This window comes from Mycobacterium hainanense (genome assembly GCF_041890355.1).
GTDB lineage: Bacteria > Actinomycetota > Actinomycetes > Mycobacteriales > Mycobacteriaceae > Mycobacterium > Mycobacterium hainanense.
Genome location: NZ_CP169059.1, coordinates 3,589,238 through 3,612,383, shown reverse-complemented (window position 1 = coordinate 3,612,383; position 23,146 = coordinate 3,589,238). Strand labels below are relative to the sequence as shown.

The window sequence follows — 23,146 nt, the reverse complement described above, 5'->3', positions numbered from 1 at the left end:
ACACCCGTATGCCGCAGCCCTTGCTCGACGTGTCGGGCCTCACCGTGACCTACCCGGGCCCGGTCCCCAAGGTGGCGCTGAACGATGTCGACCTGACGGTGAGCGCCGGCGAATTCGTCGCCGTCGTGGGCGAATCCGGTTCGGGAAAAACGTCGTTGGCCAACACGGTGGTCGGCTTGCTGCCGCCGGCGGCCACGGTCACCGCGTCCTCACTGTCCATCGGCGGGCGCAGCCTGCTCGGCCTGACCGAGCGCCAATGGTGCAGCCTGCGCGGCAGCGCCGTCGGGCTGGTGCCGCAAGACCCCGGCGCGTCGCTGAACCCGGTACGTACCATCGGCTCCCAGCTCGCCGAGATCTTCGCGCTGCACAACCGCAAGCTCGGCCGGGCCGGTACCCGGCGGCGCTGCGTCGAACTGCTGGAGCGGGTCGAGATCGACCGTCCCGAACAGCGGCTCAAGCAGTATCCGGGCGAGCTGTCGGGCGGGATGCGCCAGCGGGTGCTCATCGCCATCGCATTCGGGCTCAATCCGGGGCTGCTGGTCGCCGACGAGCCAACGTCCGCCCTCGACGTCACCGTTGCGCGCCAGGTGTTGCGGGTGTTCGACCGGCTGGTTGCCGAACACGGCACCACCGTCGTGTTCATCACCCACGACATCGGCGTCGCCAGCGACCACGCGTCACGCATCGTCGTCATGCGTGACGGCGCCGTCGTGGAGGACGCCGGGTCCGACGCGATCATCGCGGCCCCGCGCACCGAGTACGCCGCCGAGCTGGTCCGGCGCCTGGGCGCGGCCGCCCCGACGGGCCCGCCGCCCGCGGGCGAGGGCGTCATCGAACTCACGCGCGTCGGGAGGGATTTCCGGGCCGGCGGGCGGGGCAGGCACACCGCCGTCGAGGAGGTCAGTTTCACCGTCCGGCGCGGCGAGACGCTCGCGCTGGTGGGGGAGTCGGGGTCGGGCAAGTCGACCACCGCGAAGATGATCATCGGGCTGCTCAGGCCCAGCCGGGGGACGGTCCGGGTGCTCGGCCGAGACGTCGCCGCGCTGTCCGCGCGGGCGCGCCGCGCGCACTGGCGCGACATTCAATTCGTGTATCAGAACCCCGATTCCGCGCTCGATCCGCGCTGGACGGTGCGCCAGATCCTGGACACCCCGCTGCGGTCCTCCGGGCTGCGCGACGCCTGGCAGCGGGCGCAGCGGATCGCCGAGGCCATGGCGAACGTCGGCCTGGCCTCCGACAAGCTCGACCGGCGGCCGGCCGAGCTCTCCGGCGGCGAATGCCAGCGCGTCGCGATCGCCCGCGCGCTGGTGGTGCGACCGCAGATCGTGCTGCTCGACGAGCCGCTGTCGGCGCTCGACGTCGTCACGCAGGAGCAGATCGTCGGCCTGCTGTCGCGACTGCAGGAGCGACTCGGCCTGACCTACCTGCTGATCTCGCACGACCTGTCGGTGGTCCGGCGGGTGGCGCACCGAGTCGTGGTGTTGCGGGCCGGGCGGATGGTGGAGAGCGGCGAGACGCAAGCGGTGTTCGCCGCGCCGGCCTCGGAGCACACCCGCGCGCTTTTGGACGCGATCCCGGGGCGGCGGCTCGCGCACCCGACGCCCGCCGTCCTGAAGTGACCGGAGGTCGCGGCCTGGCCTGCGCGAATCGGGTTTCGGAAGCCGACATGGGAGAATGTCCGGGTGTTGCGCTGGATCACCGCAGGGGAGTCGCACGGCCGTGCGCTGGTGGCCATGCTCGAAGGCATGGTCGCCGGCGTCGAGGTCACTTCCACCGATATCGCCGACCAATTGGCCCGCCGCCGGCTCGGTTACGGCCGCGGCGCACGGATGAAGTTCGAGCGCGACGCGGTGACCGTGCTCTCGGGTGTCCGCCACGGCGTCACGCTGGGCGGCCCGATCGCGATCGAGATCGGCAACACCGAGTGGCCCAAGTGGGAGACCGTGATGGCCGCAGACCCGGTCGACCCGGCGGAGCTGGCCAACATCGCCCGCAACGAACCGCTCACGCGTCCGCGACCGGGCCACGCCGACTACGCCGGCATGCTCAAGTACGGCTTCGACGACGCCCGCCCGGTCCTCGAGCGGGCCAGCGCGCGGGAGACCGCCGCCCGCGTCGCGGTGGGCACGGTCGCGCGGTCCTTCCTGCGCCAGGCGCTGGGCGTGGACGTGCTGTCCCACGTCATCGCGATCGGCCCGTCGGCGCCCTACGACGGCCCGCCGCCGCGCCCGGAAGACCTGCCCGCGATCGACGACAGTCCCGTGCGCGCCTTCGACAAGGAGGCTGAGAAGTCCATGATCGCCGAGATCGAGGCGGCCAAGAAGGACGGCGACACCCTCGGCGGCGTGGTCGAGGTGGTGGCACTGGGCCTCCCGGTGGGCCTGGGCTCGTTCACCAGCGGCGACAACCGCCTGGACAGCCAGCTCGCCGCCGCCGTGATGGGCATCCAGGCCATCAAGGGCGTCGAGATCGGCGACGGCTTCGAGACCGCGCGCCGGCGAGGCAGCCGCGCGCATGACGAGATGTATCCCGGCCCCGACGGCGTGGTCCGCTCGACGAACCGCGCCGGCGGGCTGGAGGGCGGCATGACCAACGGCCAGCCGCTGCGGGTGCGGGCCGCGATGAAGCCCATCTCCACCGTGCCGCGAGCGCTGGCCACCGTCGACATGGCGACCGGCGACGAGGCCGTCGCCATCCATCAGCGCTCGGACGTCTGCGCGGTGCCCGCCGCCGGCGTGGTCGTCGAGGCCATGGTGGCGTTGGTGCTCGCCCGCGCGGCGCTGGAGAAGTTCGGCGGCGACTCCCTCACCGAAACCCGCCGCAACATCGAGGCGTATCAGCGCGCCGTCGCCGACCGGGAAGCGCCGGCCGCCCGGGGGACCGCTTGATGGCGCCCAAGGCCGTACTCGTCGGGCTGCCGGGCTCGGGCAAGTCCACCATCGGGCGGCGCCTGGCCAAGGCGCTCGGCGTCGAGTTCCTCGACACCGACGCGGCGATCGAGCAGAGGACCGGGCGCAGCATCGCCGACATCTTCGCCACGGACGGCGAGCAGGAGTTCCGCCGCATCGAGGAGGACGCGGTGCGTGCCGCGCTGGCCGACCATGACGGCGTCGTCTCTCTCGGGGGCGGCGCGGTCACCACCCCGGGAGTCTGCGAGGCGCTCGCCGGCCACACGGTCATCTACTTGGAGATCAGCGCCAGCGAAGGCGTGCGGCGCACCGGCGGCAGCACCGTGCGCCCGCTGCTCGCCGGACCGGACCGCGCGGAGAAATTCCGTGCGCTGATGGCCGCGCGGGCCCCGCTGTACCGGCGGGTGTCGACGATCCGGGTCGACACCAACCGCCGCAATCCCGGTGCGGTGGTGCGCTACATCGTGTCTCGGCTGCAAAAGCCGCAGAACGCTCACGCGCAGGCCGCAACATGACCGCGCCAGTCACCGTCGAGGTCGCCGTCGACCCGCCGTACCCGGTGGTCATCGGCACCGACCTCGGCGACCAGCTGGTCGAGCTGCTCTGCGACCGGCACCGGGTGGCGGTCGTGCACCAACCGGTGCTGGCACACACCGCGGAAGCGATCCGAAGCCGACTGGCGGACAAGGGCGTCGACGCGCATCGTATCGAGATCCCGGACGCCGAAGCCGGCAAAGACCTGCCGGTCGTCGGATTCCTCTGGGAAGTGTTCGGCCGCATCGGCATTGACCGCAAAGATGCGGTGGTCAGCCTGGGCGGCGGTGCGGCCACCGACGTCGCCGGGTTCGCGGCCGCCACCTGGCTGCGCGGCGTCGACGTGGTGCACATTCCCACCACGCTGCTGGGCATGGTCGACGCGGCCGTCGGCGGCAAGACCGGCATCAACACCGACGCGGGCAAGAACCTGGTGGGCGCGTTTCACCAGCCGCGGGCGGTGCTGGTCGACCTGGCGACCCTGGAAACGCTGCCGCACAACGAACTCGTCGCCGGGATGGCCGAGGTGGTCAAGGCCGGGTTCATCGCCGACCCGGTGATCCTCGATATCATCGAAGCCGACCCGCAGGCCGCCGTGGACCCCGCCGGTGACGTGCTGCCGGAACTGGTCCGGCGTTCGATCGCCGTCAAGGCGAAGGTGGTCGCCGCCGACGAGAAAGAGTCGGAGCTGCGCGAAATCCTCAACTACGGCCACACGTTGGCGCATGCGATCGAACGCAGGGAACGCTACGAGTGGCGCCACGGTGCCGCGGTGTCCGTGGGGCTGGTGTTCGCCGCGGAGCTGGCCCGCCTTGCCGGCCGGCTCGACGACGCCACCGCGCGACGCCACCGCACCGTCCTGTCGGCGCTGGGGCTGCCGGTCGCCTACGACGCCGACGCGTTGCCGCAGTTGCTGGAATACATGGCCCAGGACAAGAAGTCGCGGGCCGGTGTGCTCAGGTTCGTGGTCCTCGACGGGCTGGCGAAGCCGGGCCGGCTGGCCGGGCCCGACCCGTCGCTGCTGGCCGCGGCGTACGCGGGGCTGTCGGACGAAGAAGGGGCCCGATGACCACCACCGGCAACGTCAACGTGCAAGTCATCAACGGCCCGAACCTGGGTCGGCTGGGCCGCCGGGAGCCCGAGGTCTACGGCGACACGACGCACGACGAACTGGTTGCGCTCATCGAGCGGGAGGCCACCGCACTCGGCCTGAAAGCCGTTGTACGCCAGACTGATAGCGAAGGCCAGCTGCTGGACTGGATCCATGCGGCGGCCGATGCGGGTGAGCCGGTGATCCTCAACGCCGGCGGCCTCACCCACACATCGGTGGCGCTGCGCGACGCGTGCGCCGAGCTGCGCGCGCCCCTGATCGAGGTGCATATCTCCAATGTGCATGCCCGCGAGGAGTTTCGGCGCCACTCATACCTGAGCCCCGTTGCGACGGGGGTGATCGTGGGCCTGGGCATCCAGGGCTATCTGCTCGCCCTGCGCTACCTGGCGGAAGCCGCCGAGGGCTAGTTCTTCTTCGGCTCCGCGCCCGGCTTCGTGACGTCGTCGCCGCCGTCGGTGCGGATCACCTCGGTCTTCGGCTCGTGGTCGGCCGCGGTGTCGATCCTCTCGGTCGGCGCGTCCCGCTCGGCCGTGGCGACCGACGCGGTCCGCTCCTCGTGCTGGGCCCCCGCGGTGGGAATCTCACCGGTCGGCGCGTCATCACCGCGCACCGCGGAGAACACGTCGGTGTCGGCGCGCTCCTCGTCCGTTCCCTTCTGCCGGGGCGGGGGATTGCGGTCCACCCGCCAACGGCCGATGGTCACACCGATGATCCCGGGCAGGAAGACGCAGAGGGCGGTGAACGCCGCGAACGTCGTCACCTCGTTGATCAGCCCACCCGTGTAGAGGCCGTTGTAGACCAGCGAGATGAGCCAGGACACGGCACCGGACAGGACGCCCGCGACCAGGCCGGCCAGCAGCCACGTCATCGCCAGGTCCCGGCGCCGGTCCGGGTCCGGGTTCGCGATGGCGTCGGCCCGGCCGTCGAATACCCCCCATACGGCCACGCCGATGACGAACAGCACGAGCAGCACCACGCTGAAGAGCCCGGCCTGCGTCTGCCACGCGTTGATCAACGCGCCTTGGAGCAAGCGAACGACAATCATTGCCGCGGCGTAGACCAATCCACGCAGCATCCAGGACCTCATGGGCAATCAGCGTAGCGAGTACCGTCAAGGGTCGTGACACATTCTCAGCGCCGGGACAACCTGAAAGCGCAAATCAGTGCCAGCGGACTGGACGCGATGCTGGTCAGTGACCTGAACAACGTGCGCTACCTGTCCGGTTTCACCGGGTCGAACGGCGCGTTGCTGGTCTTCGCCGACGACCGCGGACCCGTGCTGGCCACCGACGGCCGGTACCGGACCCAGGCCGCCGAACAGGCCGCGGGGATGGAGATCGCCATCGAACGGGCCCTCGGGCGCTATCTGGTCGGCCGCGCCGCCGCCGACGGGGTCTCGAAGCTGGGCTTCGAGAGCAACGTGGTGACCGTCGACGCCTTCGACGCCCTGACCAGCGAACTCGGCGAACGCAAGGCGGCCACCGAACTGATGCGCGCCGCCGGGACCGTCGAGGCGCTGCGGGAGATCAAGGACGACGGCGAGGTGGCGCTGCTGCGGCTGGCCTGTGAGGCGGCCGACGCCGCGCTCGCCGATCTGGTGGAGCGCGGTGGCCTGCGGCCGGGCCGAACGGAACGCGAGGTGAGCCGGGACCTGGAGGCGCTGATGCTCGATCACGGCGCCGACGCCATCTCGTTCGAGACCATCGTGGCCGCCGGGCCGAATTCGGCGATCCCGCATCACCGCCCGACCGACGCGGTGCTGGCCGCCGGCGACTTCGTCAAGATCGACTTCGGCGCGCTGGTGGCCGGCTACCACTCCGACATGACCCGCACGTTCGTCCTCGGCAAGGCCGCCGACTGGCAGCTGGAGATCTACCAGCTGGTCGCCGACGCGCAGCGCGCCGGCCGGGAGGCGCTGCGGCCGGGCGCGAGCCTGCGCGACGTCGACGGCGCGGCGCGCCAGCTGATCGTCGACGCGGGCTACGGCGAGCAGTTCGGCCATGGCCTGGGCCACGGCGTGGGGCTGCAGATCCACGAGGCGCCGGGAATCGGCGCCACCTCCACCGGCACCCTGCTGGGGGGTTCGGTGGTGACCGTCGAGCCCGGCGTCTACCTCCCGGGCCGCGGCGGTGTGCGCATCGAGGACACCCTGGTCGTACCCGACGAGGCGGCGGCGGCCCGCGGGCACGCGCCGGAACTGCTGACCCGGTTCCCCAAGGAGCTGGCGGTCCTCAGCTAGGCCACGCGCGCGGTGAGGCGGCCGGGCGCCCCGGGGTAAAGTCGGGTGGCGTGAACGGGGTGGAGCCAATCGAACGTGGCCTGGCGCGCCTGCGGGATTTCCGGTGGGAGCTGAGCGCCCAGCCGCTGCGGGAGCTGCGGCTCGAGGTGGACATCGTGTATTTCACCGTCCCGGTGCCGTTCTCCGGCGGCAGGAAGCTCAGCGTTCCCTTCTTGACGATGATCAAGCGGGTGCCCCCTTCGCCCACCGGGCCGGCCGAGACCGGCCCGTAACGCGCGAGCGGAGGGCCCGCTTCCCGCCGGTCACGGGCCACCCGACGCGCGGGCACCGGCCACCTCCCGCTCTAGACTGACCAACAAGTTACAGACAGTCGGCGAACGACTGTCCATCCCCTAGGAGATACACCGAACCGTGGCAAGCACCGCCGACTTCAAGAACGGACTGGTGCTGGTGATCGATGGCCAGCTCTGGCAGATCGTCGAGTTCCAGCACGTCAAACCCGGCAAGGGACCCGCCTTCGTGCGCACCAAGCTCAAGAACGTGCTCTCCGGCAAGGTCGTCGACAAGACGTACAACGCCGGCGTGAAGGTGGAGACGGCCACGGTCGACCGGCGCGACACCACCTACCTGTACCGCGACGGCTCGGACTTCGTGTTCATGGACAGCCAGGACTACGAGCAGCACCCGCTGCCGGAGTCGCTGGTCGGCGACGCCGCCCGGTTCCTGCTTGAGGGCCTGCCGGTGCAGGTGGCGTTTCACAACGGGGCGCCGCTGTACATCGAGCTGCCGGTGGCGGTCGAGATGGAGGTCACCCACACCGAGCCCGGCCTGCAGGGCGACCGGTCGAGCGCGGGCACCAAGCCCGCCACCGTGGAGACCGGGGCGGAGATCCAGGTGCCACTGTTCATCAACACCGGCGACAAGCTCAAGGTGGACACGCGCGACGGCAGCTACCTGGGGCGCGTCAACGCGTGAGCAGGCCCGTCAGGGGACGCCATCAGGCCCGCAAGCGCGCCGTTGACCTGCTGTTCGAAGCCGAGGCCCGCGGGCTGGGCCCGGCCGAGGTCGTCGACGTGCGCACCGCGCTGGCCCAAACCAACCCCGACGTGGCCCAGCTGCAGCCCTACACGGTCGCGGCGGCCCGCGGGGTCGGCGAGCACGCGGCCCACATCGACGACCTGATCAGCTCGCACCTGCAGGGCTGGACGCTGGACCGGCTGCCCGCCGTGGACCGCGCCATTCTGCGGGTCGCGGTGTGGGAGCTGCTCTACGCCGAGGACGTGCCGGAGCCGGTCGCCGTGGACGAGGCCGTGCAGCTGGCCAAGGAGCTGTCCACCGACGACTCGCCGGCCTTCGTCAACGGCGTGCTGGGCCAGGTCATGCTGGTGACGCCGCAGATCCGGGCGGCCGCCGCGGCGGTCCGTGCCAGCGCGGCCGGCGCGCCGGAGAACGAGGATCCCCACGGGTGACCCGGCTGGAGCTGCGCGCCGTCATCGCGGGCTTGCTGGCCGCGACCGTGGTGCTGGGCGCCGTCGTCTGCGCGGCCTGCGGGTGGACGATCGCCGCGTCGGCCCTGTCGATCTACGCGCTTGCGGTGGGCGCCTGGCTGTGCCACTGCGTCGAACGGCTGATCATGGCCCGCCGCATCAGCACGGTTCGCAGCGCGGCCAAACCGCTGCAGCCGCTGCTGCCGGTGATGGCCGCGATCATGGGCCTGACGCAGGCCGTGGTGCGATCGCTGTCCGACGTCACCGAGCTGCCGGCCCGCCGCTGGGATCTGCCGGTGCTGCGCCGGGTTGACGGCACGCGCGCCGGCCGGCGCGTGGTGGACGCCGCCGATGGCGACGACACCGACCACTGAATCGACCTGAGGCGAAACGATCACGTGGGCCGCGCGGCGGGGTGAGAATACAAGTCGTTCAGAAGAACAGGTGAGATCATGACTCGATACACCACCCAGCCGCGACGACTCCGCGTCTCCGCGCTCGCGGCGGTGGCCAACCCGTCCTACGCCCGCATCGACACCTGGAACCTGCTCGACGACGCGTGCCGCCACCTCGCCGAGGTCGACCTGGCCGGGCACGACAAGACCCACGACGTGGCCCGGGTGAAACGGTTGATGGACCGCATCGCCGCCTATGAGCGGTACTGGCTGTACCCCGGAGCGGCGAACCTGGCGACGTTCCGCGCGCACCTGGAGAGCCTGTCCACCGTGCGGCTCACCGAAGAGGTATCGATGGCCGTGCGGCTGTTGGGCGAATACGGCGACCGCGCCGGGCTATTTGATACCTCGGCGCCGCTGGCCGACCAGGAGCTGGTGGCCCAGGCCAAGCAGCAGCAGTTCTACACCGTGTTGCTCGCCGACGACGCGCCCGCGACGGCGCCCGACTGCCTGGCCGAATGCCTGCGGGCGCTGCGCAATCCCTCGGACGACGTGCAGTTCGAGGTCCTGGTGGTGCCCAGCGTCGAAGACGCCATCACCGCGGTCGCCCTGAACGGCGAGATCCAGGCCGCGATCATCCGCGACGACTTGCCGCTGCGCTCCCGCGACCGGCTGCCGCTGATGAACACGCTGCTCGGGCCGAATGAGGCCGCGGTGGGCGCCGCCATTCCCGACCGCGCCAACGACTGGGTGGAGTGCGGCGAATGGATTCGCGAGCTGCGGCCCCACGTCGACCTGTACCTGCTCACCGACGAGTCGATCGCGGCCGGTGACGACACCGAGCCCGACGTCTACGACCGGACGTTCTACCGGCTCAACGACGTCACCGACTTGCACAGCACGGTGCTCGCGGGCCTGCGAAACCGTTATGCCACACCGTTTTTCGATGCCCTGCGGGCATATGCGGCGGCGCCGGTCGGCCAGTTCCACGCGCTGCCCGTCGCGCGCGGTGCCAGCATCTTCAACTCGAAGTCGTTGCAGGACATGGGCGAGTTCTACGGCCGCAACATCTTCATGGCCGAGACCTCGACCACGTCCGGCGGCCTCGACTCGTTGCTCGACCCGCACGGCAACATCAAGAAGGCGATGGATAAGGCCGCGCACACCTGGAATTCCAACCACACGTATTTCGTCACCAACGGCACCTCGACCGCCAACAAGATCGTCGTGCAGTCCCTGACCCGGCCGGGCGACATCGTGCTGATCGACCGCAACTGCCACAAGTCGCACCACTATGGGCTGGTGCTGGCCGGCGCGTACCCGCTGTACCTGGACGCGTATCCATTGCCGCAGTTCGCCATCTACGGGGCGGTGTCGCTGCGCACCATCAAGCAGACGCTGCTCGACCTCGAGGCGGCCGGTCAACTGCACCGCGTGCGCATGCTGCTGCTGACCAACTGCACCTTCGACGGGGTGGTCTACAACCCGTTGCAGGTCATGCAGGAGGTGCTGGCGATCAAACCGGACATCTGCTTCCTGTGGGACGAGGCGTGGTACGCCTTCGCCACCGCGGTGCCGTGGGCCCGGCAGCGCACCGCGATGGTGTCGGCCGAACGCCTCGAGCAGATGCTCGCCTCGCCGGAATATGCCGCCGAGTACCGGAAGTGGGCGGCGGAGATGCAACGGGTGCAAAAGGGGGAGGACCGGTCGGACTGGGTGGACCGCCCGCTGCTGCCCGACCCGGCCAAAGCCCGGGTGCGCGTCTACGCGACGCACTCGACGCACAAGTCGCTTTCGGCGCTGCGGCAGGCGTCGATGATCCACGTGCGCGACCAGGACTTCAACGCCCTGAACCGGGATGCCTTCGGTGAGGCGTTCCTGACCCACACGTCGACGTCGCCGAACCAGCAGCTGCTGGCGTCGCTGGACCTGGCGCGCCGCCAGGTGGACATCGAGGGCTTCCAGCTGGTCCGGCAGACCTACGACATGGCGCTGGTTTTCCGGCATCGGGTACGCCGAGACCGGTTGATCAGCAAGTGGTTTCGAATCCTCGACGAGTCAGACCTGGTGCCCGAGGAATTCCGGGCGTCGTCGGTGAGCTCGTACCGCGAGGTGAGGCAGGGTGCGCTGGCCGAGTGGAACGAGGCGTGGCGATCCGATCAGTTCGTGCTGGACGCGACGCGGGTGACCCTGTTCGTCGGCAAGACCGGGATGAACGGGTACGACTTCCGCGAGAAGATCCTGATGGAACGATTCGGCATCCAAATCAACAAGACGTCGATCAACAGCGTCCTGCTGATCTTCACCATCGGCGTCACGTGGTCCAGCGTGCACTACCTGCTGGACGTCTTGCGCAGGGTCGCAATCGATTTCGACCGCGCCGAGAGTGCGGCCAGCGTCGCCGACCGGGCGTTGCACGAGCGTCACGTCGAGGAGATCACGCAGGACCTGCCGCACCTGCCCGACTTCAGCGAGTTCGACGTCGCCTTCCGGCCCGTCGACGCGTGTGTCTTCGGTGACATGCGGTCGGCCTTCTACGCCGGCTACGAGGAGTCCGACCGCGAGCACGTCCTCATCGGCATGGCGGGGCGGCGGTTGGCCGAGGGCAAGACGCTGGTGTCCACCACGTTCGTCGTGCCCTACCCGCCGGGCTTCCCGGTGCTGGTGCCCGGGCAGGTGGTGTCCAAGGAGATCATCTACTTCCTGGCCCAGCTCGACGTCAAGGAGATCCACGGGTACAACCCGGACCTCGGGCTGTCGGTGTTCACCGAGGCCGCGCTGGCGCGGATGGAGGCGCAGCGCAACGCGGCGCTGGCCGCGGTCGGTACCGCCTATCCCTCGTTCGAGTTGCCGGCGGACGCCTCCGGCATGAACGGGGCCCGCAACGGTGACCGTGCCGTCGTGAGCGAAGACGCGTGAGCCCTAACGGGACGCCGGTATCTTCTGCGCCGGCGAACCCATCTCGCCCAGCCGGATCCCTCGCGCGATCTCGTCGCCGCGAGCGGCGCTACCGGGCGGGGCTGTCTCAGGACAGTTGCAGCTGAGAGAGTTGAACGGGTTTGGATCGGCGCCGGCCGGCGGCGCCGCCGCCACCACGACGGAGCCGAAAGCGATTGCGGCGCAGGCCAGTGCGGTGGTGCGGTTCTGAGGATGCCTGGGGCGTGCATTACCGGACATGGCGCCGCCAGCCTAGGACGAGGTCGCTGAGAAGCCGCTGAGAAGAGCGCTGAGCTCGGTGTTTCCCGACGGACCGCGGCCCTGCAGAATCGACAGTGTGCAGCTTCGCCTCTCGGGCTGGGGGATTCCCGCCCGCTCGGCCGCGGTGTCGGCGGTCGTGGTGAGCGGTGCGCTCCTTCTTGCCGGCGCAGGGTTGGACGGCTTTTTGTATCGGTCCCTGTTGGCGGGTGTTGATTACGCATCCGCCGAAAGAGTTCGCGACGTGGCGAAGGAGTTGGAATCCGAACCGCCCGTCGGCCTGGACGGCGCCCTGTTCAGCACGGATCAGCGGGTGGTCGCGGTCCAGTTGATCGGTCCCGACGGCAGGGTGGTGAAGCGGTCGCGTTCGGCGCCCAGCACGCCGCTGGTGCCCGTCACCGCCTTCGACTTCCATCTGCGTCGCGCCTTATCCGGCGACGCGGTGGCCGGGGACAACATGCGGGTCAGTGGTCAACGGGTCGCGACCCCGGCCGGGGACTACACCGTGCTCGTAGGAGGGGGAAGCCAGGCGGTCGAAGCCACCGCACGGACGGTTGCGCTGTTGTTGGCGTGTGGTGCGCCCATCGTCATCGCGATGGCGGCCGGAGCGACCTTCTGGCTCGTTCGCCGGTCACTCCGATCCGTGGACGCCATCCGGGCTCGGGTGGCCGAAATCTCTTCATCGGATCTGGCCGAACGGGTGCCGGTGCCCGACAGCCGCGACGAGATCGCGGCGCTGGCGGTCACCATGAACCAGATGCTGTCCCGCATCGAAGCCGGCCATCGTGCGCAACAACGCTTCGTGGGCGACGCGTCGCATGAACTGCGCAGCCCGCTGGCCACCATCATCTCCGGACTGGAGGTCGCCGAGGCCCACCCCGAACTGCTGGATGCCGAGCTGGCGGTCAACACCCTGCTTCCCGAGGCGCAACGGATGCACACCCTGATGGAAGACCTGTTGTTGCTGGCCCGCGCAGACGAGCGAAAGCCGCTGGGGCGCAAAGAAGAGCTGGCCCTTGATGACATCGCCGAGGTCGAAGCCGCCCGCGCGCGACGCGAGGCGCGCTGCGAAATCGACGCCGACATCCGCCCGGCGCGCTGCACCGGGGATCCGATGGCTATCTCGCGCATGGTTCGCAATCTGCTGGAAAATGCTGTACGTCATGCGGATTCGCGCGTCACGCTGGCGGTCACCAGCAGCGACGGGACGGTATTCCTGACGGTCAGCGACGACGGGCCCGGAATCCCGCCGGCCGACCGGACGCGGGTGTTCGAACGCTTCGTGCGGCTGGATTCGGACCGTGCCCGCAGCGGAGGGGGCGCCGGGCTTGGCCTCGCGATCGTCGCCGAGGTGGTCGCCGCTCACGGCGGCACGGTCATGGTCGACGACCGGCCCGGCGGCGGAACCCGAATGAGTGTGTCCCTGCCGGGGTTCGAGCCTTAGCACGGCAGCCGGTAACCGACGCCCCGAATCGTTTCGATGGTGTTGGTGCCGAAGGGGACGTCGATCTTGCGACGCAGGTACCCCACGTAAACTTCGACCACATTGTCGGGGCCGCGATAGTTCGCGTCCCACACGTTGCGCAGGATGTCGGCCTTGGTCACCACCAGGTCCTTGTTGCGGAGCAGATATTCGAGTAGCCCAAACTCGCGCGGTGTCAACGCGATCGGGGTCGAGTCGCGGTGGACGGTGTGGCGGGCGGGGTCGAGCACCAGCGACCCCGCGGTCAATGCCACCGGGCGCGCCGGGGCGCCACGACGCACCAGCGCCCGCAGCCGCGCCACGAGCACGCGGAACGAAAACGGCTTGGTCAGGTAGTCGTCGGCCCCGAGGTCGAAGGCATCGGTCTCGTCGTATTCGCCGTCCTTGGCGGTCAGCATGAGAACCGGTGTCCACACGTCCTGCGACCGCATCCGGCGCAGCACCTCGTACCCGCTGTGGCCGGGAAGCATGATGTCCAGGATCACCACGTCGAAGCTGCTGTCGACCGCCTCGCGCAAGCCGTCGACGCCCGTGCCGACCGCGACGACGACGAAGCCCTCCGCCTTGAGCCCCCTCGACAGAGTTGCGGAGAGACGCGCTTCATCCTCGACGAGAAGCACTCTCACGCCATCACGCTTCTTCGTGCGTCGCGCCGGGGTGGCGCCCCGCGCGCTGCGGGAGGACGACAAGCAATGCCACGATGATCGCGGCGATGACCGCCGAGGCCAGCGGGCGGCTCAAAGCCAGCCCACCGTCGGCGACCGGCTTGTCGATGAAGTCGCCGACGGTCGCGCCCAATGGCCGGGTCAGAATGAACGCGACCCAGAACAACGCGACTCGCGATACGGCGGTCCAGTAGTAGAGCGCGATCACGACGGCCAGCCCCGCCGCAAACACCAGTGCGCCCCGCTCGTAACCGAATCCGCGAGTGTCGGCGAGCCAGTCGCCGAGCGCGGTTCCCAGCGTCTGCGAGAAAGTGATGGTCGCCCAATAGAAGGCCTCGACCTTCGGCGTCGACACGGTGGTGACCGATACGGTGCCCTGCGAGTACCGCCACAGGGCGAGGGTGGCCAGGAGGCAAGCCAGCAGCAGGAGCGAGCCGCCGGTATAGCCGATGCCGAGCGAGCGGTCGGCGAAGTCGGCCAGGGTGGTGCCGAACGTTGTCGACGCCACGATCGTCGCCCAGTACAGGGTCGCGTGGAAGCGCTCGGCGAAGATCTGCGCGACGACGAGCACCACCAGCGCGACACCGAAAAGGGCGACGCCCGCCGCATACCCCCAGTTCAGAGTCATCGTGACGGTGTCACCGCCGGTTTCGCCCAGCGTGGTGGCCAAGATCTTGATGATCCAGAAACCCAGGGTGACCGCCGGCACCTTGGTCAGCGCCCGCCGCGAATACTCACTCATCAACAGTCATATTCCGATGTCGTCGTCCATGCTTTTGTAGGGTAGTCGCGCTGAGAAAACGCTGAGTTCGCGCATAAGAACTTGCTGTGCCGGGGCTATGAATCGCCGGACGGCGATGTCCGCCCATCGCCGTGAAAGTTACTCGCGCGCAACGGAATCGCCGTTAACGACGTAGGATATCACTGGTCCACACTAAGCGCTGGGTGTGAAACGCCTTAGCATTCAATAAGTTACGCGGCGTCCGAGGCAGCTGAGGGCCCTACACCGCCCTTCGGCCGTGTCACCATGGGTTGCATGCTTTCCGAGGCCGACAGCGCAGATCAACTCGGCGCGGGCGCGCGCTGGTCGGTCATGCTCGTCTCCCTGTGGGTGACGGCGACCTCGTTCCTTTTCATCGGTGGCGTCGCGTTCTTGATCCCGTCGCTGCAGGCGCGCAGGGGCATTTCGTTGACCGAGGCTGGGTTGGTGTCGTCGATGCCGAGTTGGGGCATGGTGGCGACGCTGATCCTGTGGGGCTGGGTGCTCGACCGCGTGGGTGAGCGAGCCGTGTTGACGGCCGGTTCGGCGCTGACCGCGGTAGCGGCGTACGCGGCGGCGTCGGCCCACTCGATGGCGGCCATCGGCGTCTTCCTCTTTCTCGGCGGCATGGCCGCGGCCAGCTGCAACACCGCGGGCGGGCGGCTGGTGTCCGCATGGTTCCCGTCGCACCAGCGGGGACTGGCGATGGGCATCCGCCAGACCGCGCAGCCGTTGGGCATCGCCGTCGCCGCCCTGGTCGTACCGGAGCTCGCCGAGCGCGGTCCCCGATTCGGGCTGATGTTCCTCGCAATCATGTGCACCGTAGCGGCGGCGGCGAGCGCGCTCGGGATCGTCGATCCGCCGCGCAAGTCGCGCAAGGTGGCCACCGACGCGGAACTTGCCAGCCCGTATCGCGGGTCGTCCCTGTTGTGGCGGATTCACGCGGTGAGCGCCCTGCTGATGATGCCGCAGACGGTGACCGTGACGTTCATGCTGGTGTGGCTGATGCACCACCACGGCTGGTCGGTCGGGGCCGCCGGCGCCCTGATCACCGTCTGCCAGCTGCTGGGCGCTGCGGGCCGCATCGCGGTCGGGCGTTGGTCGGATCGGGTGGGCTCCCGGATGCGGCCGGTCCGGGCCATCGCCATCGCCGCCTCGCTCGCGCTGTTGCTGCTGGCCTTCACCGACGGCACCGGTTCGCGTTACGACGTGTTGCTGATGGTCGCGATCTCGGTGATCGCGGTGCTCGACAATGGGCTCGAGGCGACCGCCATCACCGAATCCGCCGGGCCGTTCTGGAGCGGGCGCGCGCTGGGTCTGCAGAACACCAGCCAACGGCTGATGGCCGCGGCCGGGCCGCCGCTCTTCGGTGCGCTGATCATGGCCGCCGAATACCCAGCGGCCTGGGCCCTTTGTGCGATGTTCCCGTTGGCTGCCGTGCCGCTGGTACCCAGCGGGCATGTCGTGCGCGACTCCGGAGGCGGTTCCGCTCACCGGGATTGGAAAGAGGACGTCGTCGCCGGGGTGGCGCAATAGCGCTGTGGGCCGTGATTTCGGCTGGTCGGTCCCGAGTGCGGACCGGCGCAATACGCACAGGCGCCGGCGGGGGCGGGCGTCGCTCGCCCGAAAAGTGCCCGTGAGCTGCGTTAGCGTGGCCGCGTGGCGCAACCGATCAGCAGCGAACCCCGGGCCGACCGCGCCCGCCGGGTGGCCGACGTGTTGCGCCAGCAGATCCACGCCGACGCCTACCCCGACGGGTTGCCCGCCGAGCACGACTTAGCTGCCGAATTCCTGGTGTCGCGCAACACCATTCGTGAGGCGCTTGCGGTGCTGAAGCACGAAGGGCTCATCGACCGCGGGCCCAAGGTCGGCACGCACGTCGCGCAGCGCAAATACGCACACGGGCTGGACGCGTTGCTGGGGCTCAAGGAGACGTTCAAGCACCTGGGTGAGGTGCGCAACGAGGTGCGCGCCGCGATGCCCGTCACCGCGCCGCCGTCGGTGGCCCGCCGGTTGGGGCTGGCGCCCGGCGAACAGGCCGTCTTCATCGAGCGTCTGCGCTACCTCGGCAACCTGCCGCTCAGCCTCGACCTGACCTACCTGGCCCCGGACATCGGGAAACAGGTGCTGCGCCATCCGCTGGAGACCAACGATGTGTTCGCGCTCATCGAAGAGGTCAGCGGGCAGCGGCTCGGCTCGGCGTCGCTCGCGCTGGAGGCCATCCCCGCCGACGCGCATTCGGCCGCCACGCTACAGGTGCCCGACGGCGCGGCGCTGCTCATGCTGGAGCGGCTCACCAGTCTCGCCGACGGCACACCCGTTGACCTGGAATACATCCGGATGCGTGGCGATCGAATCACCATGCGCGGCAGCCTGACAAGGAGCGATACATGACGCTGGTCAACAACATCCGCGCCGATGTGCCGGTGACGATCGACGAGTCGCTGTGTATCGATGGCTGCACCCTGTGCGTCGAGGTCTGTCCGCTGGACGCGCTGGCGATCAACCCCGACACCGGCAAGGCGTTCATGCACGTCGACGAATGCTGGTACTGCGGCCCCTGCGCGGCTCGGTGTCCGACCGGCGCCGTCACCGTGAACATGCCCTACCTGCTCCGCTGAAACTGAAGCCATCATGAAAAAGCAAGCCCTCCGGCTGCTTTCGCTGGCGGTCACGCTCGCCGTGTTCGCCACCGGATGCTCGCTGGAATCACTCTCGCAATCCTCCGGCGTGGTCAACGTCGTGGTGGGATACCAGTCCAAGACCATCAACACCGTCACCGCCGGCACGCTGCTGCGCGCGCAGGGCTACCTCGAGCGCCGGCTGGCCGACATCACCAGCCGCACCGGCACCAAGTACGCGGTGCGCTGGCAGGATTACGACACCGGCGCCCCGATCACCGCGCAGATGCTTGCCGAGAAGATCGACATCGGCTCGATGGGCGACTACCCGATGCTGATCAACGGGTCCAAGACCCAGACCAACCCGCTGGCCCGCACGGAGATGGTGTCGATCACCGGCTACAACGCCAAGGGCGCGCTGAACATGGTTGTGGTGGCGCCGGATTCGTCGGCGACCACGCTCGCCGACCTGGCCGGCGCGAAGGTGTCGGCCAGCGTGGGCTCCGCGGGCCACGGCACGTTGGTGCGCGCGCTGGGTAGGGCTGGCATCACCGGTGTCGAGGTGCTCAACCAGCAGCCCCAGGTCGGCGCGTCCGCGCTGGAATCGGGCCAGGTGAACGGGCTTTCGCAGTTCGTCGCGTGGCCCGGCCTGCTGGTGTACCAGGGCAAGGCCAAACTGCTTTACGACGGGGCCGAGCTGAACCTGCCCACGTTGCACGGCGTGGTGGTGCGGCGCTCGTACGCGTCCGCGCACCCGGAGGTGCTGGCGGCGTTCCTGCAGGCCCAACTGGACGCCACCGACTTCCTCAACGACAAGCCGCTGGAGGCGGCGCGCATCGTCGCCCAGGCGAGCGGGCTGCCGCAGGAGGTGGTGTACCTCTACAACGGCCCGGGCGGGACATCGTTCGACGCCACGCTCAAGCCGTCGCTGATCGACGCGCTGAAAAGCGATGTGCCGTACCTGAAGTCGATCGGTGACTTCGCCGACCTCGACGTCGCGAAGTTCGCCGTGGACGATCCGCTGCGCGCGGTGTTCGCCGCCCGCGGGCTGGACTACGCCGCCACCCGGGCGCGGGCCACGAACCCGTCCCTGCTCGCCGGTGACCCGGCCCTGGCCAGTGAGCTGTGGTTGGACGGTACCGACACGACGCAGACGGTCGCCAACCCCACCGGCTTACTGCGGGCGGTCGCCGACGCCACCGCCCGCGGCCGCAAGGTCCGGGCGGCCTACGTGCCCGACGCCGAGCTCGGCACCCGGTGGTTCGCCGACAAGGCGGTCTGGGTGAAAGACGGCCAGAACTATCTGCCGTTCGGCACGCAGGCCGGGGCCCGCCGGTACCTGGCGGTCCACCCGGGCGGCGTCGTCATGAATTACCAACAGGCACTGGGAGGTTCGGTATGACCGTCGAAGCAGTGGCCGACCAGGCCCCCGGCGTGATCGCGGCGCCCGCGCTCGCGCATCCGCGGCGACGCGTCTCGGCTTGGGGGTCGCGCCTGCTGCGGCTCGCGTCGGTGCTGGCGGCAATCGGGCTGTGGCAGTTGCTCACCGCGGGCAAGGTGCGACTGCTGTTGCGGTTCGACACGTTGCCCACCGTCACGCAGATCGTGCACGCGCTGCAGCGGCGGCTCGGCGCCTACGAGTACTGGCTTGACCTGGCGCAGTCGTTGCTCCGCATCCTCACCGGCTTCGGGCTGGCCGCCGTGATCGGCGTCGCGACCGGTGTGCTGCTGGGTCGTTCGCGCCTGTTCGCCGACCTGTTCGGTCCGCTGGCCGAGTTGGCGCGACCGATCCCCGCGATCGCGATCGTGCCGGTGGCGATCCTGCTGTTCCCGACCGACGAGGCGGGCATCGTGTTCATCACCTTCCTCGCCGCCTACTTCCCGATCATGGTCAGTACCCGGCACGCCGTGCGGGCGCTGCCCACCCTGTGGGAGGACTCGGTGCGCACGCTGGGCGGCGGCCGGTGGGAGGTGCTGACGCAGGTGGTGCTGCCGGGCATCTTGCCCGGCGTGTTCGGGGGGCTGTCGGTCGGCATGGGCGTGGCCTGGATCTGCGTCATCTCCGCCGAGATGATCTCGGGCCGTCTCGGCGTCGGCTACCGCACCTGGCAGGACTACACGGTGTTGGCCTACCCGCAGGTGTTCGTCGGCATCATCACCATCGGTGTCCTCGGGTTCGCCACGTCGGCGGCCGTCGAATTGGTCGGCCGGCGGGTGACGCGCTGGTTGCCCCGCGCACAGGAAGGGTTGCGATGACCACTGCGACACAAATCGGAACCAGCCTCGAGCTCGAAGCGGTGCGGTTGTCCTACACCGGGACGCCCGTGATCGACGGGCTGAGCCTGACGGTGCGGCCGGGGGAGATCCTCGTGCTGACCGGGCCGTCGGGTTGCGGCAAGTCGACGCTGCTGCGCGCCCTGGCGGGGCTGCTGCGGCCCGACGAGGGCCGGGTGCTGGCCGACGGCGTCGAGGTGACCACCACCTCGGGTGACCGCGGCATGGTGTTCCAGGACAACGCGCTGTTGCCGTGGCGAACCGTGCGGTCCAACATCGAGCTGGCACTGCGGCTGCGTGGCGAACCCCGCGCCACCCGCCGCGCGCAGGCCGAGCGCTGGATCTCCGAACTCGGGCTCGCCGGTTTCGGCCACTTCCTGCCCAAGAGCCTGTCCGGCGGGATGCGGCAACGGGTTCAGCTGGCCCGCGGGTTGGCGGGTGCGCCCCGCGCGGTGATGATGGACGAGCCGTTCGGCGCGCTGGACACCCAAACCCGGGCCGCCATGCAGCGGCTGTTGATCGACGCCTGGCGCACCCACCCGACGACGATCGTCTTCGTCACCCACGACGTCGACGAGGCGCTCGCGCTGGCCGACCGGATCGTCGTGCTCGGCCGCGCCGGCGAGCCGCCCCGCGCGTCGATCGACGTGCCCGAGCCGCGCAGCGACCTGCCGAGGGACGGATTGCGCGCCGAAATCATCGCCGCCCTCGGCGATTTGGTGGCGGCATGATGGAAATCCCGGACCCGGCGGCCCCCGTCCGGCTCGACTGTGACGTGCTGGTCATCGGCGGCGGCACCGCCGGCACGATGGCGGCGCTGTCGGCCGCCGAGCACGGCGCCCAGGTGCTGCTGCTGGAGAAGGCGCACGTCCGGCACTCCGGCGCGCTGGCGATGGGCATGGACGGCGTGAACAACGCCGTCATCCCGGGCAAGGCCGAACCCGAGGACTACGTCGCGGAGATCACCCGCGCCAACGACGGAATCGTCAACCAGCGCACCATCTATCAGACGGCCTCCCGCGGTTTCGCGATGGTGCAGCGGCTGGAGCGCTACGGGGTGAAGTTCGAGAAGGACGAGCACGGGGAGTACGCGGTGCGCCGGGTGCACCGCTCGGGCTCCTACGTGCTGCCCATGCCGGAGGGCAAGGACGTCAAGAAGGCGCTGTACCGGGTGCTGCGGCAACGGTCGATGCGCGAGAAGATCCGCATCGAGAACCGGCTGATGCCGGTGCGGGTGCTGACGTCCGGTGGACGGGCCGTCGGCGCCGCCGCGCTGCACACCCGTACCGGCGAATTCGTCGCGATCGGGGCGAAGGCGGTGATCCTGGCCACCGGCGCCTGCGGCCGGCTGGGGCTGCCCGCGTCGGGCTACCTGTATGGCACGTATGAGAACCCGACGAATGCCGGCGACGGGTACGCGATGGCCTTCCACGCGGGCGCCGAATTGTCGGGAATCGAGTGTTTCCAAGTCAACCCGTTGATCAAGGACTACAACGGGCCGGCGTGTGCGTACGTGGCCAACCCGTTCGGCGGCTACCAGGTCAACGCCCACGGTGAGCGGTTCGTGGACTCCGACTACTGGTCGGGTCAGATGATGTCGGAGGTGAAGAGCGAGATCGACTCCGCCCGCGGACCCATCTACCTCAAGGTCTCCCACCTGCCCGACGAGACGTTGACCGCGCTGGAGAACATTCTGCACACCACCGAACGGCCGACGCGCGGCACCTTCCACGCCAACCGCGGCCACGACTACCGCACCCACGACATCGAGATGCACATCTCCGAAATCGGGTTGTGTAGCGGGCATTCGGCGTCCGGGGTCTGGGTCGACGAACACGCCCGCACCACGGTGCCCGGGTTGTACGCCGCCGGGGACCTGGCCTGCGTCCCGCACAACTACATGATCGGCGCGTTCGTCTTCGGCGACCTCGCCGGCACGGACGCGGCCACCTCCTGCGGGGAAACGTCTGCACCGCAACAACTCCCGGACGACCAGCTGCGCGAGGCGCACGAGCTGATCTACCGGCCCCTGCGGCATCCCGACGGGCCACCCCAGCCGCAGGTCGAGTACAAGCTGCGCCGGTTCGTCAACGACTACGTGGCGCCCCCCAAGACGGCGGCCAAGCTGTCGATCGCCGTGCGCACGTTCGACCGCATGCGGGCCGAGATCGCCGAGATGGGGGCGCGTAACCCGCACGAGCTGATGCGCGCCGTCGAGGTGTCGTTCATCCGGGACTGCGCCGAGATGGCCGCCCGATCGTCGCTTACCCGCACCGAATCGCGGTGGGGCCTTTACCACGACCGCGCCGACCTGCCCGGCCGCGACGACAGTCAGTGGGGCTATCATCTCAACCTGCGCAAGGGCGCCGACGGCAAGATGGTGTTCCTGAAGCGGCCGGTCGCCCCGTATTTCGTACCGGTGCCGGAGCTGGACGGCCTGCCGCCGGTGGATCAGACCGTGCGCGCGGTGGAGCAGCCGCCGCTGGTCGGCGGCCAGGCCCCGGCCACCACCGCGTCCCGGATCGCCACGGCCGCAACGTCATTCGAACCGCCGTCGCCGCGCATAGCCGAGGTCCTGGCCCTCGAGGAGCCGACGATCGACGAGCTGCGGCCGTACCTGACCGATCCCGACCCCGGCGTGCGCCGCACGGCGGTGGCCACGCTCACCGAACACATCCCGGACGGATACGCGCCCGCCCTGCTGGCCGCGCTGGACGACGCCGACGCCGCCGTGCGGCGCACGGGCGCCGAGGGGATCCGCGAGCTGGTCGAGGTGTTACCCGAGCCGGCCGACGTTCAGCCGGGCCTGGACTCCGGGGACGTGGTGGTGCGGGCGGCCTCGCTCTACGTGCTGGCCGCGCGCCGGGTCGGCGACCCCGAGGACTATCGCCGCGCGCTCACCGATGCCGACCACCGGGTGCGGATCGAGGCGGTGCGGGCGCTGGTGTCGGTCGACGACGTGGCCGGGGTGGTCGCCGCCACCGGCGACGAGAGCCGCGAGGTCCGGATCGCGGCGGCCGCCGGACTGGCCACGCTGCGCGGCGGCGGCGAGGCCGTCAGCGCGCTGATCGCTGACCCGGACCCGTTGGTGCGCGCGGCAGCGCTGGCCGCGCTGGGCGAGTTAGGTTGCCGCCCAGCAGATTTCGCTGCGGTGAAAGCGGCGCTGCGGGCTCCCGCGTGGCAGATCCGGGAGGGCGCGGCCCGCGCCCTGGCGGGCGCGCCCGCCGACGTCGCGGTGCCGGCGCTGGCCGAGGCGCTCGCCGACGCGCACCTCGACGTGCGCAAGGCGGCCGTGCTGAGCCTGACCCGGTGGGCCGGTGAACCCGCCGCGCGCGATGCGCTGACCATCGCCCTCAAGGACGGCGACGCCGACGTGCGGGCCTACGCGCGGCGCGCTCTGGAGCAAGCGCGATCGGGCGTGCGCTGACGGCTTTCGGCGTGCGTCCTGGGCGGCGACACGCCGCTGACGCCCG

Annotated in this window: 22 protein-coding genes; 19 read left to right on the top strand and 3 right to left on the bottom strand. The window is 69.9% G+C overall.

Going from position 1 to position 23,146, the window contains the following annotated elements:
- The first annotated feature begins 8 nt into the window (after window positions 1-8).
- The 5 genes from ACEL92_RS16585 to aroQ all read left to right on the top strand — a co-directional run bounded on the left by ACEL92_RS16585 (window position 9) and on the right by aroQ (window position 4,961).
- Entirely contained in the window at window positions 9-1,619 is a 1,611-nt protein-coding gene (locus tag ACEL92_RS16585; protein ID WP_374021817.1) for an ABC transporter ATP-binding protein, read from the top strand.
- Window positions 1,620-1,682: 63 nt separating this feature from the next.
- On the top strand, window positions 1,683-2,888 hold the full coding sequence (aroC, locus tag ACEL92_RS16580) for a chorismate synthase (RefSeq protein WP_374021816.1): 1,206 nt from the start codon (window positions 1,683-1,685) through the stop codon (window positions 2,886-2,888).
- On the top strand, window positions 2,888-3,424 hold the full coding sequence (locus ACEL92_RS16575; protein WP_374021815.1) for a shikimate kinase: 537 nt from the start codon (window positions 2,888-2,890) through the stop codon (window positions 3,422-3,424). Before aroC ends, ACEL92_RS16575 begins: the two co-directional genes overlap by 1 nt.
- Window positions 3,421-4,512: a 3-dehydroquinate synthase gene (gene aroB, locus ACEL92_RS16570; protein WP_374021814.1), complete on the top strand. Its 1,092-nt coding sequence runs from the start codon at window positions 3,421-3,423 to the stop codon at window positions 4,510-4,512. The genes ACEL92_RS16575 and aroB overlap by 4 nt, the downstream gene beginning before the upstream one ends.
- Window positions 4,509-4,961 carry a type II 3-dehydroquinate dehydratase gene (aroQ, locus tag ACEL92_RS16565; protein ID WP_374021813.1) on the top strand — a complete coding sequence of 151 codons (453 nt, stop codon included), beginning with the start codon at window positions 4,509-4,511 and terminating at the stop codon, window positions 4,959-4,961. Before aroB ends, aroQ begins: the two co-directional genes overlap by 4 nt.
- On the opposite strand, the gene ACEL92_RS16560 is transcribed toward aroQ, so the two are convergent.
- Window positions 4,958-5,641: a B-4DMT family transporter gene (locus tag ACEL92_RS16560; RefSeq protein ID WP_374021812.1), complete on the bottom strand. Its 684-nt coding sequence runs from the start codon at window positions 5,639-5,641 to the stop codon at window positions 4,958-4,960. The two genes, aroQ and ACEL92_RS16560, sit on opposite strands and share 4 nt — an antisense overlap.
- A gap of 33 nt (window positions 5,642-5,674) precedes the next feature.
- Here ACEL92_RS16560 and ACEL92_RS16555 point away from each other — a divergent pair, with 33 nt between their 5' ends.
- The 7 genes from ACEL92_RS16555 (at window position 5,675) to ACEL92_RS16525 (ending at window position 13,314) form a co-directional block, all read left to right on the top strand.
- Window positions 5,675-6,793: a M24 family metallopeptidase gene (locus tag ACEL92_RS16555; RefSeq protein WP_374021811.1), complete on the top strand. Its 1,119-nt coding sequence runs from the start codon at window positions 5,675-5,677 to the stop codon at window positions 6,791-6,793.
- Window positions 6,794-6,843: 50 nt separating this feature from the next.
- Complete coding sequence (locus ACEL92_RS16550) at window positions 6,844-7,065, top strand: hypothetical protein (RefSeq protein ID WP_374021810.1); 222 nt, start codon at window positions 6,844-6,846, stop codon at window positions 7,063-7,065.
- Window positions 7,066-7,204: 139 nt separating this feature from the next.
- Complete coding sequence (gene efp / locus ACEL92_RS16545; protein WP_067282552.1) at window positions 7,205-7,768, top strand: elongation factor P; 564 nt, start codon at window positions 7,205-7,207, stop codon at window positions 7,766-7,768.
- Window positions 7,765-8,262: a transcription antitermination factor NusB gene (nusB, locus tag ACEL92_RS16540; protein ID WP_374021809.1), complete on the top strand. Its 498-nt coding sequence runs from the start codon at window positions 7,765-7,767 to the stop codon at window positions 8,260-8,262. Before efp ends, nusB begins: the two co-directional genes overlap by 4 nt.
- On the top strand, window positions 8,259-8,654 hold the full coding sequence (locus ACEL92_RS16535; protein ID WP_374021808.1) for an antitermination protein NusB: 396 nt from the start codon (window positions 8,259-8,261) through the stop codon (window positions 8,652-8,654). The genes nusB and ACEL92_RS16535 overlap by 4 nt, the downstream gene beginning before the upstream one ends.
- A gap of 78 nt (window positions 8,655-8,732) precedes the next feature.
- Window positions 8,733-11,594: an aminotransferase class I/II-fold pyridoxal phosphate-dependent enzyme gene (locus ACEL92_RS16530; RefSeq protein ID WP_374021807.1), complete on the top strand. Its 2,862-nt coding sequence runs from the start codon at window positions 8,733-8,735 to the stop codon at window positions 11,592-11,594.
- Window positions 11,595-11,910: 316 nt separating this feature from the next.
- Window positions 11,911-13,314, top strand: coding sequence for an ATP-binding protein (locus ACEL92_RS16525; protein WP_374021806.1), 1,404 nt, complete (start codon window positions 11,911-11,913; stop codon window positions 13,312-13,314).
- Here ACEL92_RS16525 and ACEL92_RS16520 read toward each other — a convergent pair.
- Together ACEL92_RS16520 and ACEL92_RS16515 are read right to left on the bottom strand one after the other, a co-directional pair.
- A complete protein-coding gene (locus ACEL92_RS16520) occupies window positions 13,311-13,979 on the bottom strand; it encodes a response regulator transcription factor (RefSeq protein WP_374021805.1) in 669 nt (222 codons plus the stop codon). The genes ACEL92_RS16525 and ACEL92_RS16520 overlap by 4 nt on opposite strands.
- 4 nt (window positions 13,980-13,983) lie before the next feature.
- Window positions 13,984-14,760, bottom strand: coding sequence for a hypothetical protein (locus tag ACEL92_RS16515; protein WP_374021804.1), 777 nt, complete (start codon window positions 14,758-14,760; stop codon window positions 13,984-13,986).
- A 294-nt stretch (window positions 14,761-15,054) separates the two neighbouring features.
- Here ACEL92_RS16515 and ACEL92_RS16510 point away from each other — a divergent pair, with 294 nt between their 5' ends.
- The 7 genes from ACEL92_RS16510 to ACEL92_RS16480 all read left to right on the top strand — a co-directional run bounded on the left by ACEL92_RS16510 (window position 15,055) and on the right by ACEL92_RS16480 (window position 23,100).
- A complete protein-coding gene (locus ACEL92_RS16510; protein WP_374021803.1) occupies window positions 15,055-16,314 on the top strand; it encodes an MFS transporter in 1,260 nt (419 codons plus the stop codon).
- Window positions 16,315-16,437: 123 nt separating this feature from the next.
- Window positions 16,438-17,172 carry a GntR family transcriptional regulator gene (locus ACEL92_RS16505; RefSeq protein ID WP_374021802.1) on the top strand — a complete coding sequence of 245 codons (735 nt, stop codon included), beginning with the start codon at window positions 16,438-16,440 and terminating at the stop codon, window positions 17,170-17,172.
- Complete coding sequence (locus tag ACEL92_RS16500; RefSeq protein ID WP_374021801.1) at window positions 17,169-17,399, top strand: ferredoxin family protein; 231 nt, start codon at window positions 17,169-17,171, stop codon at window positions 17,397-17,399. The genes ACEL92_RS16505 and ACEL92_RS16500 overlap by 4 nt, the downstream gene beginning before the upstream one ends.
- A 13-nt stretch (window positions 17,400-17,412) precedes the next feature.
- Entirely contained in the window at window positions 17,413-18,801 is a 1,389-nt protein-coding gene (locus ACEL92_RS16495; protein ID WP_374021800.1) for an ABC transporter substrate-binding protein, read from the top strand.
- Window positions 18,798-19,655: an ABC transporter permease gene (locus ACEL92_RS16490; RefSeq protein ID WP_374021799.1), complete on the top strand. Its 858-nt coding sequence runs from the start codon at window positions 18,798-18,800 to the stop codon at window positions 19,653-19,655. Before ACEL92_RS16495 ends, ACEL92_RS16490 begins: the two co-directional genes overlap by 4 nt.
- Window positions 19,652-20,404, top strand: coding sequence for an ABC transporter ATP-binding protein (locus tag ACEL92_RS16485; protein ID WP_374021798.1), 753 nt, complete (start codon window positions 19,652-19,654; stop codon window positions 20,402-20,404). Before ACEL92_RS16490 ends, ACEL92_RS16485 begins: the two co-directional genes overlap by 4 nt.
- Entirely contained in the window at window positions 20,401-23,100 is a 2,700-nt protein-coding gene (locus ACEL92_RS16480) for a fumarate reductase/succinate dehydrogenase flavoprotein subunit (RefSeq protein ID WP_374021797.1), read from the top strand. The genes ACEL92_RS16485 and ACEL92_RS16480 overlap by 4 nt, the downstream gene beginning before the upstream one ends.
- Window positions 23,101-23,146 lie beyond the last annotated feature (46 nt).